At 69.1% G+C, this 14,971-nt stretch carries 17 protein-coding genes; 12 read left to right on the top strand and 5 right to left on the bottom strand.

Going from position 1 to position 14,971, the window contains the following annotated elements; genetic code table 11:
- Positions 1-30 precede the first annotated feature (30 nt).
- The 4 genes from AVTE2539_RS23710 to AVTE2539_RS23695 form a co-directional block, all read right to left on the bottom strand.
- On the bottom strand, positions 31-1,869 hold the full coding sequence (locus AVTE2539_RS23710) for a nitrite/sulfite reductase (protein ID WP_284400013.1): 1,839 nt from the start codon (positions 1,867-1,869) through the stop codon (positions 31-33).
- A gap of 10 nt (positions 1,870-1,879) precedes the next feature.
- Positions 1,880-2,683, bottom strand: a complete 804-nt coding sequence (locus AVTE2539_RS23705; RefSeq protein WP_284414464.1) for a sulfite exporter TauE/SafE family protein — start codon at positions 2,681-2,683, stop codon at positions 1,880-1,882.
- Positions 2,684-2,853: 170 nt separating this feature from the next.
- Positions 2,854-4,806 (bottom strand): bifunctional tRNA (5-methylaminomethyl-2-thiouridine)(34)-methyltransferase MnmC2/FAD-dependent 5-carboxymethylaminomethyl-2-thiouridine(34) oxidoreductase MnmC1, encoded by a 1,953-nt coding sequence (gene mnmC / locus AVTE2539_RS23700; protein WP_284414533.1) that lies wholly within the window; start codon positions 4,804-4,806, stop codon positions 2,854-2,856.
- A 28-nt stretch (positions 4,807-4,834) separates the two neighbouring features.
- Positions 4,835-5,107: an oxidative damage protection protein gene (locus tag AVTE2539_RS23695; RefSeq protein ID WP_284414462.1), complete on the bottom strand. Its 273-nt coding sequence runs from the start codon at positions 5,105-5,107 to the stop codon at positions 4,835-4,837.
- A gap of 143 nt (positions 5,108-5,250) precedes the next feature.
- On the opposite strand from AVTE2539_RS23695, the gene AVTE2539_RS23690 reads away from it, so the two are divergent.
- From AVTE2539_RS23690 to AVTE2539_RS23640, 11 genes are all read left to right on the top strand, one after another.
- The gene (locus AVTE2539_RS23690) at positions 5,251-6,273 is read left to right on the top strand and encodes a sulfate ABC transporter substrate-binding protein (protein WP_272569324.1); all 1,023 of its coding nucleotides are present in this window, start codon (positions 5,251-5,253) and stop codon (positions 6,271-6,273) included.
- Positions 6,274-6,321: 48 nt separating this feature from the next.
- Complete coding sequence (ssuE, locus tag AVTE2539_RS23685; protein WP_272569325.1) at positions 6,322-6,912, top strand: NADPH-dependent FMN reductase; 591 nt, start codon at positions 6,322-6,324, stop codon at positions 6,910-6,912.
- Between the two features lie 146 nt (positions 6,913-7,058).
- Positions 7,059-8,021 carry a sulfonate ABC transporter substrate-binding protein gene (locus AVTE2539_RS23680; protein WP_284414459.1) on the top strand — a complete coding sequence of 321 codons (963 nt, stop codon included), beginning with the start codon at positions 7,059-7,061 and terminating at the stop codon, positions 8,019-8,021.
- Positions 8,022-8,033: 12 nt separating this feature from the next.
- Positions 8,034-8,219: a hypothetical protein gene (locus AVTE2539_RS23675; RefSeq protein WP_284414457.1), complete on the top strand. Its 186-nt coding sequence runs from the start codon at positions 8,034-8,036 to the stop codon at positions 8,217-8,219.
- A gap of 19 nt (positions 8,220-8,238) precedes the next feature.
- A complete protein-coding gene (ssuD, locus tag AVTE2539_RS23670) occupies positions 8,239-9,402 on the top strand; it encodes an FMNH2-dependent alkanesulfonate monooxygenase (RefSeq protein WP_284414454.1) in 1,164 nt (387 codons plus the stop codon).
- Between the two features lie 15 nt (positions 9,403-9,417).
- Entirely contained in the window at positions 9,418-9,792 is a 375-nt protein-coding gene (locus tag AVTE2539_RS23665; protein ID WP_284399990.1) for a VOC family protein, read from the top strand.
- Positions 9,789-10,652, top strand: a complete 864-nt coding sequence (ssuC, locus tag AVTE2539_RS23660; RefSeq protein WP_284414452.1) for an aliphatic sulfonate ABC transporter permease SsuC — start codon at positions 9,789-9,791, stop codon at positions 10,650-10,652. The genes AVTE2539_RS23665 and ssuC overlap by 4 nt, the downstream gene beginning before the upstream one ends.
- 40 nt (positions 10,653-10,692) lie before the next feature.
- Positions 10,693-11,670, top strand: coding sequence for an aliphatic sulfonate ABC transporter substrate-binding protein (locus AVTE2539_RS23655; protein ID WP_284414450.1), 978 nt, complete (start codon positions 10,693-10,695; stop codon positions 11,668-11,670).
- A 4-nt stretch (positions 11,671-11,674) separates the two neighbouring features.
- The gene (locus AVTE2539_RS23650) at positions 11,675-12,496 is read left to right on the top strand and encodes an ATP-binding cassette domain-containing protein (protein ID WP_284414448.1); all 822 of its coding nucleotides are present in this window, start codon (positions 11,675-11,677) and stop codon (positions 12,494-12,496) included.
- 79 nt (positions 12,497-12,575) lie between these two features.
- Complete coding sequence (locus AVTE2539_RS23645) at positions 12,576-12,791, top strand: TOBE domain-containing protein (RefSeq protein ID WP_092743710.1); 216 nt, start codon at positions 12,576-12,578, stop codon at positions 12,789-12,791.
- A 244-nt stretch (positions 12,792-13,035) separates the two neighbouring features.
- Positions 13,036-13,287, top strand: a complete 252-nt coding sequence (locus AVTE2539_RS23640; protein WP_284414446.1) for a hypothetical protein — start codon at positions 13,036-13,038, stop codon at positions 13,285-13,287.
- Positions 13,288-13,323: 36 nt separating this feature from the next.
- Here the strand turns inward: AVTE2539_RS23640 and AVTE2539_RS23635 are convergent, their stop codons facing one another.
- On the bottom strand, positions 13,324-13,887 hold the full coding sequence (locus AVTE2539_RS23635; RefSeq protein ID WP_284414444.1) for a TetR/AcrR family transcriptional regulator: 564 nt from the start codon (positions 13,885-13,887) through the stop codon (positions 13,324-13,326).
- A gap of 134 nt (positions 13,888-14,021) precedes the next feature.
- Here AVTE2539_RS23635 and AVTE2539_RS23630 point away from each other — a divergent pair, with 134 nt between their 5' ends.
- Complete coding sequence (locus AVTE2539_RS23630) at positions 14,022-14,750, top strand: nitroreductase family protein (RefSeq protein WP_284414442.1); 729 nt, start codon at positions 14,022-14,024, stop codon at positions 14,748-14,750.
- Positions 14,751-14,971 lie beyond the last annotated feature (221 nt).

Raw genomic sequence — 14,971 nt, 5'->3', positions numbered from 1 at the left:
TTCGATGGGGCTTAAGGACGTCGGCGGATGTCAGGCGGAGAGGACTTCAGCCGGGTGGCGCGCGGCGTTGGCAGCGGCCTTGAAAGGCTCGATGCCCACGCGGCGCACGGTGTCGATGAAGTTCTCGTGCCGGGGGCCGTGGGCGGCGTCCACCACGGGCAGGCGCTCGGTGCGGTAGGTGGCCAGCAGCGCCTCGATCACGCCGGGCACTTCGCTGGCGCTGAACGACGGGCCGATGATCTTGCCGGGAATGGCCGGACCCGACAGGTTCGTGCCGTCGGCGCCGCCCAGCGTGATCTGGTACCACTCCTTGCCGTCCTTGTCGACGCCCAGGATGCCGATGTGGCCGCTGTGGTGGTGGCCGCAGCTGTTGATGCAGCCGCTGATGTGCAGGTCGATCTCGCCCAGGTCCCACAGCTCGTCCAGGTCCTGGTAGCGCTCGGTGATGGCTTCGGCGATGGGCAGCGAGCGGGCATTGGCCAGCGAGCAGAAATCGCCGCCGGGGCAGGCGATCATGTCGGTCAGCAGGCCGATGTTGGGCTTGGCCAAGCCCAGCGCCTTGGCGGCCTTGTACAGCTCGGGCAACTGGTCGCGGCGCACCCAGGGCAGCAGCAGGTTCTGTTCGTGCGTCACACGGGCCTCGCCGCCCGAGAAGCGGTCGGCCAAGTCGGCGGCGGCTTCCATCTGCTCGGCGGTGGCGTCGCCGGGTGCGTAGCCCAGGCGCTTGAACGAAAGCACCACGGCGCGCAGCTGCGGGTGGCGGTGCGGCATCACGTTGCGCGTTAGCCAGCGGCCGAAGTCCTGGTCGTTCTCGGCGGCGGTGCGCAGCAGGGCCACGGTCTCGGCTTCGGCGTCGGCCGGGCGCAGGTCCAACTCGGGTTCGCGGAAAGAGGCGGTCACGCGGTCCAGCTCGGCCTGGGTGATGGTGTGCGGGCCGCCTTCGATCTCGACGATCTGCCGGAACTCTTCCTCGACCTGGTCGATGTAGGTCTGGCCTTCGGACTTGACGAGGATCTTGATGCGCGCCTTCCAGGCGTTGTCTCGGCGGCCGTAGCGGTTGTAGACGCGGATCACGGCTTCCAGGTAGTTCATGAGCTGGTTCCAGGGCAGGAACTCGCGCAGCACCGGGCTGATGACCGGCGTGCGGCCCATGCCGCCACCGGCACGCACGCGAAAGCCCAGCTCGCCGGCATCGTTCTTGTGCAGCTGCAGGCCCACGTCGTACCAGCCGAGGGCGGCGCGGTCTTCCAGGGCGCCGTTGAGCGAGATCTTGAACTTGCGCGGCAGGAAGGCGAACTCGGGGTGCAGCGTGCTCCACTGGCGCAGGATTTCGCAGAACGGGCGCGGGTCGGCGATCTCATCGGCGGCGATGCCGGCCAGCGCGTCGCTGGTGATGTTGCGGATGCAGTTGCCGCTGGTCTGGATGCCGTGCAGTTGCACGGAAGCCAGCAGGTCCATCACATCGGCGCTCTTGTCCAGCGGAATCCAGTTGTACTGCACGTTGGTGCGCGTGGTGAAGTGGCCGTAGCCGTACTTCAGCTGCGTGCCGATGCGCCGGCCGTCGTGCAGGGGGATGTCGCCCAGCTTTTCCTGCGTGGCCTGGGCCTCGGCCAGCAGGGCCGCATCGGGCTGGTCGTATTCGCGGGCCACCTTGGCCAGCACGCGCAGCTGGGTGCTGGACAGCTCGCCGTAGGGCACGGCCACGCGCAGCATGGGCGCGTAGCGCTGCACGTACCAGCCGTTTTGCAGGCGCAGGGGCTTGAATTCGTCACCCGAAAGCTTGCCGGCCTGAAAGCGTTCGAGTTGGTCGCGGTACTGCTCAGCGCGCAGGCGGATGAATTCGCGGTCGAAGTCTGTGTATTGGTACATCGTGGGTCACTCAGATCAAAACCAGTTTGGCGCCCGCCCAGGCGAGCAGCACGGAAAGGGCCGAGCGGATCAACCGCTCCGGCGCGCGGGATACGAGGCGCGAGCCCAGCCAGATGCCTGGCAGCGATCCCGCCAGCAATTGGACCAGAAGCGGCCAGTCCACGGAGCCGAGCGACGCATGCCCCAGGCCGGCCACCAGGGTCAGCGGCACGGCATAGGCAATGTCGGCCGCGATGATGCGCGGCAACGGCAGCAGGGGAAACACCATCAGCAGCACCGTCACTCCGATGGCGCCCGCGCCCACGGAGGTGAAGGTGACCAGCGTGCCGATCACGGCGCCCAGCAGCACCGGCAGGCTCCAGTGGCGCGGCCGTGCGGCGTCTTCGCCGGCATCGGCGCGCGCCGCGCGGTCGGCCGCCTGGCGGGCGGCAGAAAAAACGAAGGCCTTGTACAGCATGGCCGCGGCGGTCAGCAGCAGGGCCACGCCCAGCGTGGTCGTCATGATGCGCTGGGCGGTGCTGCTGCTGGGACCCATCACCTGGAGGGCCCACAGCGACAACAGCGCCGCCGGCACGCTGCCGGCGCACAGCAGGCCCACCACCTTCCAGGGCACGAGCCGCTGGCGTGCCAAGCTGACGGTGCCCCCCATCTTGGTGAAGGCAGCGAACAGCAGGTCGGTGCCGATGGCCAAGTGCGGCTTCACGCCGAAGAAGAAGATCAGGATCGGCGTCATCAGCGAGCCGCCGCCCACCCCGGTGAGGCCGACGATCAAGCCCACCGCGAAGCCCGCGAAAACGAATGCCAAATCATGCATGCGGGCGAATGTAGTGGGAGTCTTTATGGAAACAAACGATTGTTTTGTGAGGCCGTTATGCGGATAAGCATATTCCTCAACACTGGCGCGGGTTGGCAGGGGGCGGACGGCGGAAAACGGCGATAAGGGGTTGGGCGCCGTTTCTACCCGGCCCGCGGGTCAGTCCAGGTTCACAGCCGTTCCGTGCCCAGCGCTTGGGCCAGGCGGGCGTCCAGCGGCAAGGGCTCGCCGTGCAGTCGGGCGGCGACCAGTTCGCCGCACAGCGGCGCCAGCGTGATTCCGCGCGCGCCCATCGCGGTGCACGCCCAGAGCCCGGGCAGGGCGTGCGGGTCCACCGGGCCGGCAATCGGCAGGCGGTCGGGCGAGGCGCAGCGCAGGCCGGCCCAGACCGAAACGGGGGGGATTTCCTTGCCGGGCACTCGGTCCGTTGGGGCCGCTGGGGGCTGGCCGAAGGCGGGCGCCAACTGGTCGGCCACGGCCGGCAGCAAGGTGCGCAGCTTTTTCCAGTTGGTGGCGTGGGCGGCCGTCTCGTCGGCGCTGCTGGGCGGAAGCTCGGTGGCATGGCGTTCGAAGGTGGAGCCGGCGTACCAGCGCCGGGCGCCGTTCGCGCCCTCCGGTCCGGGAATGTGGGGCACGAGGCTGCCGTTGCCGTTGACCGGGAAGGGCGGCCAGCCTGCGGTGCCTTCGCCTTCTTCGGCCCACGACACCTGGCCGCGCAACGGCTGCAGGGTCCAGCGGTGGTCCAGCAGCGGCATGCTGCCGGGCCCGGCCGCCACGAAGGCGTAGGGGGCCTCGGCCAGCACCTGGCCCTGCGCATCGATGGCTTGCCAGCCCGCCGGCCCAGTGTCGTCGCTCTTGCCGTCCTCGCCGGCCGGCACGCGGCGCAACCGCGCAACCTGTGCGCCGCCGTGCCATGCGATGGCCGGGTGGTCCAGCAAGGCCTGCACCAGCCGCGCCGGGCGCACCCAACCGGCGCGGGCATGCCAGCAGGCCGTGGTGCCGGGCGGCAGCCCGGCCTGCCGCAGCGCGTCGGCGTCGGCGGGGCGGCTCCATTCGCTGCCACTCCCGCCGGCCCAGGCCGGCGGCACCCCCGGGCTGCCGTCCACGCGGTGCTCCAGCACGCCGCAGGGGTTCCAGGCTTCGCCCACCGGCAGGGCCGACAGCGCCTGCAGCGTGGTGCGCACCCCGCTGCGCGACAGGCGCGACAGCACGCTGTCGTCGGGCGACACATGGGGGGCGAACAGGCCGGCGGGCAGGCCGGAGGCGCCGCGCGCGGGCGCCTCGGCGCGGTCCAGCACCCGCACCTTCCACCCGCGACGCGCCAGGCTCGCGGCCACCGAGGCGCCGGCCAGTCCCGCGCCGATCACCAGGCATTCGGACGCCGCCGCCACTTCCAGCGGCGGCGGGGCGTTGCGCGCCGCCCGGGGTTCCCAGGCCGGATCGAACGTGGCCTGCAGGTTGTCGCGCTTCGGGGGCACGCCGGGCACCTTGGCCACGGTGAAGCCGCACTGCGCGAGCGTGTCGCGCACCGCCCGCGCGATGGTCCAGGTCGCCAGCCGCGTGCCCCGCCGGCAGCAGCGCGCCACGGCCTTCAGGGTGTGTTCGTTCCAGAGATCGGGGTTGCGCTGCGGGCTGAAGCCGTCCAGGTAGACCGAATCGGCCGTCGGCATCTGCTGGCGCAGCATGGCCTGGGCATCGCCCACATAGAGCGTGAGCAGCACGCGGCCCTGCTCGAACGACAGGCGGTGCACGCCCGGCAGCAGCCCCCAGAACTGGTCGTGCAGCTGCTGCGCCAGGGGCGCGAGGTCGGGGTGGGCGCTGGTGGCGCGTAGCAGGTCGGCCGCGGCCACGGGGTGGGCCTCGCACGAGGCGAAGTGCAGCAGGGCAGGGCGATCGGGGTCGCTGCGCCAGGCCGCCCAGGTCACGAGGAAGTTCAACCCCAGGCCGAAGCCGGTCTCCAGGATGCGCCAGCGCGGCTGGCCGGCCCAGGCCTGGGGCAGGCCGCAGCCGTGCAGGAACACGCGGCGCGCCTGATCCAGGCCGCCGTTTTCACTGTGGTAACGGTCGCCGAACCGCGGGCTGTAAGGGGTGCCGTCCGCCAGCCAGTCGATGGGCTCCGGCAGGAACCGAGCCGGGTTCATTCCCGGCGGTTCAGGCGCTGGGCGGCACGTAGCCCTGAGCGGCGTCGGCGCCTTCGCCGAAGAAGTGCTGCTCCATCTGCCGGGCCAGGTACTGGCGGGCGCGGGCGTCGGCCAGGTTCAGGCGGTTTTCATTCACCAGCATCGTCTGGTGCTTGAGCCAGGCGGCCCAGGCTTCCTTGCTGACGCCCTCCCAGATGCGCTTGCCCAGGTCACCGGGATAGGGGGGAAAGTCGAGGCCTTCGGCTTCCTTGCCGAGTTTGATGCATTGAACGGTACGTGCCATGGGGAAGGGTCCTGGAAAGGTGGTTTAGATGTTTTGGGTATTTAAAACTGAAATTTCAGTAGTTCCAGTTTTGAAGAGCGACTTTCAGAATGCGTTGCATCGGTGATTTGCACCGGCCCGCATTCCACAAAAGAAAGCCTCTCATGAACGTTCGCCGCGACTTTATCAAGTTTCCCCTCGCCGCCGCCCTGCTGGCCGGTATGGCCCTGACGGCTTTGCCGTCGCTGGCCCAGCCGGTGCAGTTCCTGAACGTGTCCTACGACCCCACCCGGGAGCTGTACGTCGAATACAACCAGGCGTTCGCCAAGCACTGGAAGGCCAAGAGCGGCCAGGATCTGGCGATCAAGCAGTCGCACGGCGGCTCCGGCAAGCAGGCGCGCTCGATCATCGACGGCATCGATGCCGACGTGGCCACGCTGGCACTGGGCGGCGACATCGATGCGCTCGTCACGCACGGCGGCCTCGTCAAGGCCGACTGGCAAAAACGCCTGCCGCACAATTCGGCCCCCTACACCTCGACCATCGTGTTCTTGGTGAAGAAGGGCAATCCCAAGGGCCTGAAGGACTGGGACGACCTGGCCAAGCCCGGCGTGCAGGTCATCACCCCCAACCCCAAGACCTCCGGCGGCGCCCGCTGGAACTACCTGGCCGCCTGGGAATTCGCCAAGCGCAAGTACGGCGGCGATGCGCAGGCCAAGGACTTCGTCGCCAAGCTGTACAGCAACGTGCCCGTGCTGGACACCGGCGCCCGTGGCTCCACCATCACCTTCGTGCAGCGCGGTGTGGGCGACGTGCTGCTGGCCTGGGAGAACGAAGCCTTCCTGGCGCTGAAGGAGTTCGGTCCCGAGAAGTTCGAGATCGTCGTGCCGTCGCTGTCCATCCTGGCCGAGCCCAGCGTGGCGGTGGTGGACAAGAACGTGGACAAGAAGGGCACCCGCGCCGTCGCCGAGGAATACCTCAAGTACCTGTACTCCGACGAAGGCCAGGACATCGCCGGCAAGAACTTCTACCGCCCCACGGGCGACAAGGCCAAGGCCAAGTACGACAAGCAGTTCCCCAAGCTCACGCTGGTGACCATCGACCAGGCCTTCGGCGGCTGGGCGAAGGCCGACAAGGCGCACTTCGCCGATGGCGGCAGCTTCGACCAGATCTACACCAAGAAGTGAAGACGACGGCGCTCTTGCCAATCCGCCCGCGCTAGAAAGCCCCATTCCATGTCCGTCCTCCTGATCGCCGGCAGCCCCTCGGAGCGTTCCCGCTCCGCCGCCCTGCTGGATACCGTGTCGCAGCGCCTGTCGGTGCGCGGTGCGCTGGTGCAGCGCCTGCACATCCGCGACCTGTCGCCCCAGGCGCTGCTGCTGGCGGACACGGGCCACCGCTCCATCGCCCACGCGGTGGACAGCGTGGCCGAGGCCAGCGTGCTGGTGGTGGCGACACCCGTCTACAAAGCGGCCTACAGCGGCGTGCTCAAGGTCTTTCTCGACCTGCTGCCGCAGACGGCGCTCAAGGGCAAGACCGTGCTGCCGTTGGCCACCGGCGGCAGTGCCCACCACATGCTGGCGCTGGACTACGCGCTGCGGCCGGTGCTGCAGTCGCTGGGTGCCAAGCACATCCTGCCGGGCATCTACGCCACAGATGCCCAGGTCACGCTCACGCCCGAGGGCGCCTACGAGGTGGGGCACGACGTGTCCTCCCGGCTGGACGACGCCGTGAACGTGCTCATCACCGAAACCCTGCGCCCCGCGCCGGCCCAGGCCACGCGGTTCGCGCCGGTGCATTTCTCCCAGGTGCGATGTAGCGTCTGACGCGCCCCGGGCGGCGCCGGCCTGTGGGCCGGCCCCCGCCGTCCGCTCCTCCCCAAGCCCTCCCCATTTTTGAGAACCCGCCCGCCGCGGGCAGGCCGCTGCATCGCCGCCCGCACCCGGTGGACCTCGCCAGAAAGACCGATCGCATGACTTCGAATTTCTCTTCCCTGCGCCGCCGGATGGTGGCTTCCGGCCTCGGCACCGTGCTGGCCGCCGGCCTGCCGCCCGCTTTGGCCCAGAAGGGCGACCGCGTTCTGCGCGTGGGCCACCAAAAGGGCTGGCTGTCGCTGCTCAAGGCCCGTGGCACGCTGGAAAAACGCCTGGCGCCGCTGGGCGTGAAGGTGACCTGGACCGAGTTCAATGCCGGCCCGGTGCAACTGGAGGCGCTGAACGTTGGCTCGATCGACTTCGGCGACGTGGGCGAAGCGCCCCCCATCTTCGCCCAGGCCGCTGGTGCGCCGCTGGTGTACGTGGGGGCCACGGTGCCGCGCCCGCAGCTGGAGGCCGTCGTCGTGCCCAAGGGCTCGGCGATCCAGAGCGTGGCCGAGCTGAAGGGCCTGCGCGTCGCGCTCAACAAGGGCTCGAACGTGCACTACCTGCTGGTCAAGGTGCTGGAAAAGCATGGCCTGCACTACCGCGACGTGCAGCCGGTCTTCCTCGCGCCGCCCGATGCGCGGGCGGCCTTCGAGAAAGGCGCCGTGGACGCCTGGGTGATCTGGGACCCGTTCCTCGCGTCGGCGCAAAAGACGCTGCAGGCCCGCGTGCTGGCCGACGCCACGGGCGTGGCGAACAACCGCGCCTACTACTTTTCCTCGCGCGACTATTCCGCCAGGAACGCCGACGTGCTGCGCGTCGCCATCCAGGAGGTGGACGCCATCGACAAGTGGATTGCCGCGCACAAGGCCGAGGCCGCGGCGGAGCTGTCCACCGTGCTGGGACTGGACCGCGCCGTCACCGAGCTGTTCGTGGGCCGGGCGGGCTACGGTACCTCGCTGGTGTCGCGCGACATCCTGGCCGAGCAGCAGGTGATCGCCGACACCTTCTTCGACCTGAAGCTCATCCCCCGCAAGCTCAACCTGCAGGACGCCGCTCCGGTGGACCTGCTCTGAAAGGGTGCACCCATGTCCGCACCTTTCCCAACCCCTTTGCAGGTTCGCGTGCGCCGGGTGCTGGGCGTGACCGCCCAGGCCTGGGGCCTGGCAGCGCCGCGCGAAAGCGCCCGCGTGCTGGCGCTCGCCCCCGCACCCCGGGCTGCGCACCGGCGCCGGGCCGTGGCGCGGGCGCCATTTTTCGCCATCTCCTACTGAACGACAACGAGGTCATCGCATGCAAGTGTTCTGGTTCATTCCCACCCATGGCGACAGCCGCTACCTGGGCACCACCGAAGGCGCGCGCCAGCTCAGCCACGACTACGTGAAGCAGGTGGCCGTCGCGGCCGACAGCCTGGGCTACGAAGGCGTGCTCATTCCCACCGGACGCTCGTGCGAAGACCCGTGGGTGGTGGCCTCCAGCCTGGTGGCGGTGACGCGCCGCCTGAAGTTCCTGGTGGCGGTGCGGCCGGGCCTGCACCAGCCCAGCCTGGCTGCGCGCATGGCGGCCACGTTCGACCGGCTCTCGGGCGGGCGGCTGCTGATCAACCTGGTGACGGGCGGCGACCAGGTCGAGCTGGAAGGCGACGGCGTGTTCCTCGACCACGCGGCGCGCTACGAGCAGTCGGCCGAGTTCATCCGCATCTGGCGCGAGATCCTCACGCGCAGCCACGACGGCGGCACCTTCGATTACGAGGGCAAGCACCTCTCGGTCAAGGGCGCCAAGTTGCTGTTCCCGCCGCTGCAAAAGCCGTATCCGCCGGTGTATTTCGGCGGCTCCTCGGCCGCCGCGCACGATCTGGCCGCCGAACAGGTGGAGGCCTACCTGACCTGGGGCGAGCCACCCGCCGAAGTGGCCAAGAAGGTGGCCGACGTGCGCGAAAAGGCCGCGCGGCTGGGCCGCACGGTGAAGTTCGGCATCCGCCTGCATGTGATCGTGCGCGAGACCGATGCCGAGGCCTGGGCCGCGGCCGAGAGCCTCATCAGCCGCGTGAAGGACGAAACCGTGGTGCAGGCCCAGGCCGTGTTCGCGCGCATGGACTCCGAGGGGCAGCGCCGCATGGCCGCGCTGCATTCGGGCGGGGCCAAGCGCTCCCGGGCTGACCTGGAGATCAGCCCCAACCTGTGGGCCGGCGTGGGCCTGGTGCGCGGCGGGGCGGGCACGGCCCTGGTGGGCGATCCGCAGACCGTGGCCGACCGCATCAAGGAGTACGCCGCCTTGGGGATCGACACCTTCGTGATGTCGGGCTACCCGCACCTCGAGGAGGCGTACCGCCTTGCCGAGCTGGTGTTCCCGCTGCTGCCGCTGGCGTTGCAGGAAAAGCTTGCGGGCGGCGCGCCCGGCGGGCCGTTCGGCGAGGTCGTGGGCAACCAGTACGCGCCGCGCGCGTCGCAAAGCTGAGCGGCGGGGCACACCATGGCGATCCATTCCATCAACCATGTGCAACTGGCCTTTCCGGCGGGCGCCGAGGGCCAGATCCGCAACTTCTACAGCACGCTGCTGGGGCTGCCGGAATTGATCCACCCCATCGGGAGCACTCTGCGCTTTGCTGCGGGGGCGCAGCGCATCGAGCTGGTGCCCACCGAACGCTGGCAGCCGGCGCCTGCCGTGTCCCACCTGGCGTTCGAGGTGGAGAACCTGCCCGAGCTGCGCGGGCGGCTGCTGCAGGCCGAGCTGCCGCTGGTGGAGAACCGGGCGCTGCCCGGCTACCTGCGCTTTTATGTGAAGGACCCGGCGGGCAACCAGCTGGAGTTCCTGGAACCCGACAACGAACCGAGGTACGACGCATGACCGATACGGTACGAGAACTGCAGGTCTCGCCCCTGCCCGAGTCGCCCGAAGGCCCGGCGGGCGCCTTGCCCGCGCCGCTGGTGCAACTGGCGGCCGCCGTGTGGCGCCGCCTGCTGCCCTGGCTGGTGCCGGTCGCGCTGATCGCGCTGTGGCAGGTGGCGTCCGCCCTGGGGTGGCTGTCCACCCGCGTGCTGCCGGCGCCGCTGGACGTGGTCAAGGCCGCGTGGACGCTCACCGAATCGGGCGAGCTGTGGACCCATGTGAAGGTGAGCGCCAGCCGTGCCCTGGCGGGCCTGGCGATCGGCGGCGGCCTGGGGCTGGTGCTGGGGCTGCTCACCGGCTCGCTGCGGCTGGCCGAGACGCTGCTCGACTCCACCATCCAGATGGTGCGCAACATCCCGGCGCTGGCGCTCATTCCGCTGGTGATCCTGTGGTTCGGCATCGACGAGTCGGCCAAGCTGTTCCTCATCAGCGTGTCGGTGTTCTTTCCGATCTACCTGAACACCTTCCACGGCATCCGCAACGTGGACCCGGGCCTGATCGAGATGGGCCGCACCTACGGCCTGTCGCGCTGGCAGCTGTACCGAGAAATCATCCTGCCCGGCGCGCTGTCGTCCATCCTGGTGGGCCTGCGCTTTTCGCTGGGGCTGATGTGGGTGATCCTGATCGTGGCCGAGACGATTTCGGCCCAGGCCGGTATCGGCTACCTGACCATGAACGCCCGCGAGTTCCTGCAGACCGACATCGTGCTGGTGGGCATCCTGCTGTACGCGCTGCTCGGCAAGCTGGCCGACGTGTTCGCCCGCGGCCTGGAGCACTGGTGGCTGCGCTGGCACCCCGGCTATCAGGCCAAGTCCTGAACCCGCCCGCCGTGCGCCAGACCGAAAGAAGGAACTGCCCATGACCTTTCCCCATTCCCCCAATCGCCGCACGGTGCTGGCGGCGCTGGCCGCCACGGCCACGCTGGGCGGCACCGGGCTGGCCGCTGCACAAGGCACCGCCCCGTCCGTGGTGCGCATCGGCTACCAGAAGTCGTCCACGCTGACCGCGCTGCTGAAAGTGCAGGGCACGCTGGAAAAGCAGCTCGCGCCGCTGGGCGTGCAGCCCGTGTGGCACGAGTTCACGAGCGGCCTGCCGCTGCTGGAGGCGCTCAACCTCGACAACCTGGACTTCAGCGCCGACGTGGCCGACACCGTGCCGGTGTTCGCCCAGGCCGCCGGGGCCCGCGTGACCTTCGTGGCGCAGGAGGCGCCGTCGCCTACGGCCCAGGCCATCCTGGTGCGGGCGGACTCGCCGCTCAAGACCGTGGCCGAGCTCAAGGGCAAGAAGGTCGGCTTCGCCAAGGCGGCGGGCGCGCACTACCTGCTGATCGCCGCGCTGGAAAAAGCCGGCCTGTCGTTCAGGGACATCGAGCCGGCCTACCTCACGCCCGCCGACGGCCGGGCCGCCTTCGAGCGCGGCGCCATCGATGCCTGGGTGGTGTGGGACCCGTTCCTCGCGGCCGCGCGGCAGCAGTCCGGCGCCCGGGTGCTGGCCGACGGCACGGGCCTGGCGTCGTACCAGCGCTATTACCTGGCCAGCACCCGGTTCGCTCAGGCGCGGCCCGACGTGCTGCGCACCCTGTATGCCGAACTGGAAAAGGCCGGCCGCTGGACCAAGGCCTACCCCAGGGAGGCCGCCGCGCTGCTGGCGCCCGTGTGGGGCCTGGATGCCGCCGTCATCGAGCAGGCCAACGGCCGCCGCAGCTATTCCGTGCGGCCCGTGGTGCCCGAAGGACTGGCCGAGCAGCAGCGCATCGCCGATGCCTTCTTTGCCGAGAAGCTGATCCCGCGCCGGGTGGATGCCCTGGCCGTTCCCCTGTTCAAGCCCGGAGCCTGACCCCATGCCTGACGCCCGACCTTCCTCTTCTGCATCCCCCGCCGGTGGCGTGCGCCTGCAGGCGCGCGGCCTGTCCAAGCGCTACGGCCAGCGCGAGGTGCTGCGCAACGCGCAGCTGGAAATCGAACCCGGCGAATTCATCGCCATCGTGGGCCGCAGCGGCTGCGGCAAGAGCACCTTGCTGCGGCTGGTGGCTGGGCTGGAGGCCGCCAGCAGCGGCACGCTCACCACCGACGGCCAAGCCGTGGCCGGCCTGCACGACGACACGCGCATCATGTTCCAGGAGGCGCGCCTGCTGCCCTGGCGCCGGGTGCTCGACAACGTGACGATCGGCCTGCCCAAGGCCGCGCAGGCGCGGGGCCGCGAGGTGCTGGCGCAGGTGGGCCTGGCCGACCGCGAGGGCGAATGGCCGGCCCGGCTGTCGGGCGGGCAGCGCCAGCGCGTGGCCCTGGCGCGCGCCCTGGTGCACCAGCCGCGCCTGCTGCTGCTCGACGAGCCGCTGGGCGCGCTGGATGCACTCACCCGCATCGAGATGCACCGTCTCATCGAGGGGCTGTGGCAGCGCCATCGCTTCACGGCGCTGCTCGTCACCCACGACGTGCAGGAGGCCGTGGCCCTGGCCGACCGCGTGGTGTTGATCGAGGACGGCCGCATCGCGCTGGACGAGCGCATCGACCTGGCCCGCCCGCGCTCGCAGGGCGATGCGGCCTTCGCCGCCATCGAAAAACGCATCCTCGACCGCGTGCTGCAAAAGCCCGATGCCGACCCGCCGGCCGATCCGGTCTGGCCCGGCATTCCCGCGCACGGGCTGCGCTGGGCGGTCTGAAACGACGCTTTCCATCGTTCCGTTCCCCTGATTTTCGATCCCACAGTTTTCCGTTCCCGGACTTTTCAAGGAGAAAACCATGTCCATCCAAGCCATCAACGTGCGCAATCAATTCAAGGGCAAAGTGCGCGAGATCGTCCGCGGCGACGTCGTGTCCGAGGTCGATGTCGAGACGCCCTGGGGCATCGTCACCTCCGTCATCACGACGCGCTCGGTCGATGAGCTGAGCCTGGTCGTGGGCTCTGACGTCGTGGCGTTGGTCAAATCCACCGAGGTGTCGATCGCCAAGCTGTGAAGGACATCGGGGCCAAAAACGCCCCTGGCGCATGATTCACTAGGGCGTTGTGCTATAAAAAAAGTAGCACTTGCTTTAAAAGGCGGCTTGCGGGCCGCCTTTTTCATGGTGGGGCGATCCTGCTGGGGGGGGGGCGCTGCGGCACGGCGCCCGGCGTGTCCGCCTTCATCCGTGCGGGCACTTTCCGACACCGTTGCGCGCAGCGCCTCGGTAGCGTCGAGGCCTGTTCCAACAAGGCACTCCCATGAATCCTTCTCCCATCGAATCATTCAAGCGGCTCCAGCGGTACGACGACCGGCGCCCCGGCTTCCAGGGCGAGCACTGGCTGGTGCTGGGCGCGGGCGCCGCGCTGCTGCTGGCTTCGCGCAGCAGCCCCTCGCCCTTGCGGCGCACCGTCGGCTCTGCGCTGGGCAGTGCGCTGCTGGTGCGAGCCGCCAGCGGGCGCCAGGGCCTGGCCAGCATCCTGCGGTACCTGCCGCTGGGCCGGCGCTGGTAGGGCGCACGCCCGGCGCGGCCAAGCGAAGCGGCTGTCTCAGGCGTTTTCGTCCCGCTGCGAAGGCGCGGTGCGGCACAGGTAGTTCTCCAGCAAGGTGACCAGCTCCGTGGCGAAGCGGGGGTCGCCGAGCAACTTCGGCCGCTCTGCGGTCACGGTGTGCACGACCGCATGCGCGGCCACGCCCACCAAGTAGGTCGCCAGGTCCGGGTCCGGCACGTTCTGCATGAGCGGCCGGATCACCTCCAGGAATTCCCCGCGCAGCTGGTGCTTGTCTTCCTCCAGGCCGCGCACCGTGCGTGGCAGTTCGTCGTAGATGGCTTTGTGCACGGCGGGCGCGGCGCGGTGCTCCTCCACGATCATTTCCACGACCACCGTCAGTGCCTTTCGCAGGGAGGGCTGCTCCGGCAGGACCTGCAGCGCCTTGCGCAGGTCGGAGCGCGTCTCGACGGCATGCCGCCGCTGCAGTTCCGCGATCACCGCCTCCTTGTTCGGAAAGAACTGGTAGAGCGAGCCGATGTTCACGCCCGCGCGCTCGGCGATGGCATTCGTCGTGAATCCTGCCCAGCCCACCTTGGTCAAAATGTAAGTCGCGGCTTGCATGATGGCATCCACGGTGGCGCGCGAGCGCGCCTGGACCGGGATTTTGCGGGGCTTGGCGGCGGTTTTGCTTTTGCGCGGGGACGGCATAGGAACGCGAGTTTCGGAAATAAAAGCTTTAACTTACGATTTAAAGCATGAAAACACAAGACCTGCTGCATCCCTGGGATGCCTTCCAAGCCGCCAACCGCTTTCGCCGGGCGATCCGCCGATTCCGGCCCACACCGATTCCGGAAGCGGATGTCCGGGCCCTGCTGCGCGAGGCCACCTTCGCCCCTTCCAGTGGAAACATGCAGCCCTACGAGCTGCACTGGGTTCGTACCCCGGCCGTGAAAGCCCGCCTCGCGCAGGCCTGCAACGGGCAGAAGGCGGCGGCATCGGCTGCGGATTTCGTCGTCTTCGCTGCCAGTCCCGCCATCGGGCAGCGGACTGCCCAGGCGCAGCTCGACCATGTCGAACGATCGACCGGGCTGGGGCCGGAATCGAAGGCCTATTACCGCAAGCAGATCGGCATGTTCCAGCGGATCCTGGGCGCGGGCTCGTCGGTGCTGTGGTCGCCATGGCTGCTGCTGGCCGCCTGGGTGCGCCCCACGCTGTCGCTGCTGCCGGTGGGGCACATCGGCGGCCGCCAGTGGGCCGCCCGCAATGCGATCTTCGCGGCACAGACGCTGCTGCTGGCCGCGGCGGCGAAGGGCATCGATTCGTGCCCCATGGAAGGCTTCTCCGCGTCCGCGGTCGCCAAGCTGCTGGGACTGCCGCGCGGCACGGTCATCCCCCTCGTTGTGGCGCTGGGCTACCGCGCCGATGACGCCCGCGTCGAGGATCGCTGGCGCCTGCCTTTGGAAGAGTCGGTCGTCGTCCATTGACCGGCAGGGTGACGCCACGCGGCCGGCATGCTCCGTGCCGTGCCGTGCCGTGCCGTGCCAGGAGCCGGGCCGCCCGCGTTCGGGATGCTCGTCAGTATGGTCTGTCGAAATTTTCAATAACGCATCTTTGTTGCGTTATTGGGTCTAGAATCTGCTGTTGCAACTCAGTTGCAGTAGTAAATAAATTCACCTTCGGCCACCCTCATCCCCTTTTAAACTGC

This window comes from Acidovorax sp. SUPP2539 (genome assembly GCF_030158975.1).
GTDB lineage: Bacteria > Pseudomonadota > Gammaproteobacteria > Burkholderiales > Burkholderiaceae_C > Paracidovorax.
This window is presented reverse-complemented; position numbering and strand designations above follow the sequence as displayed.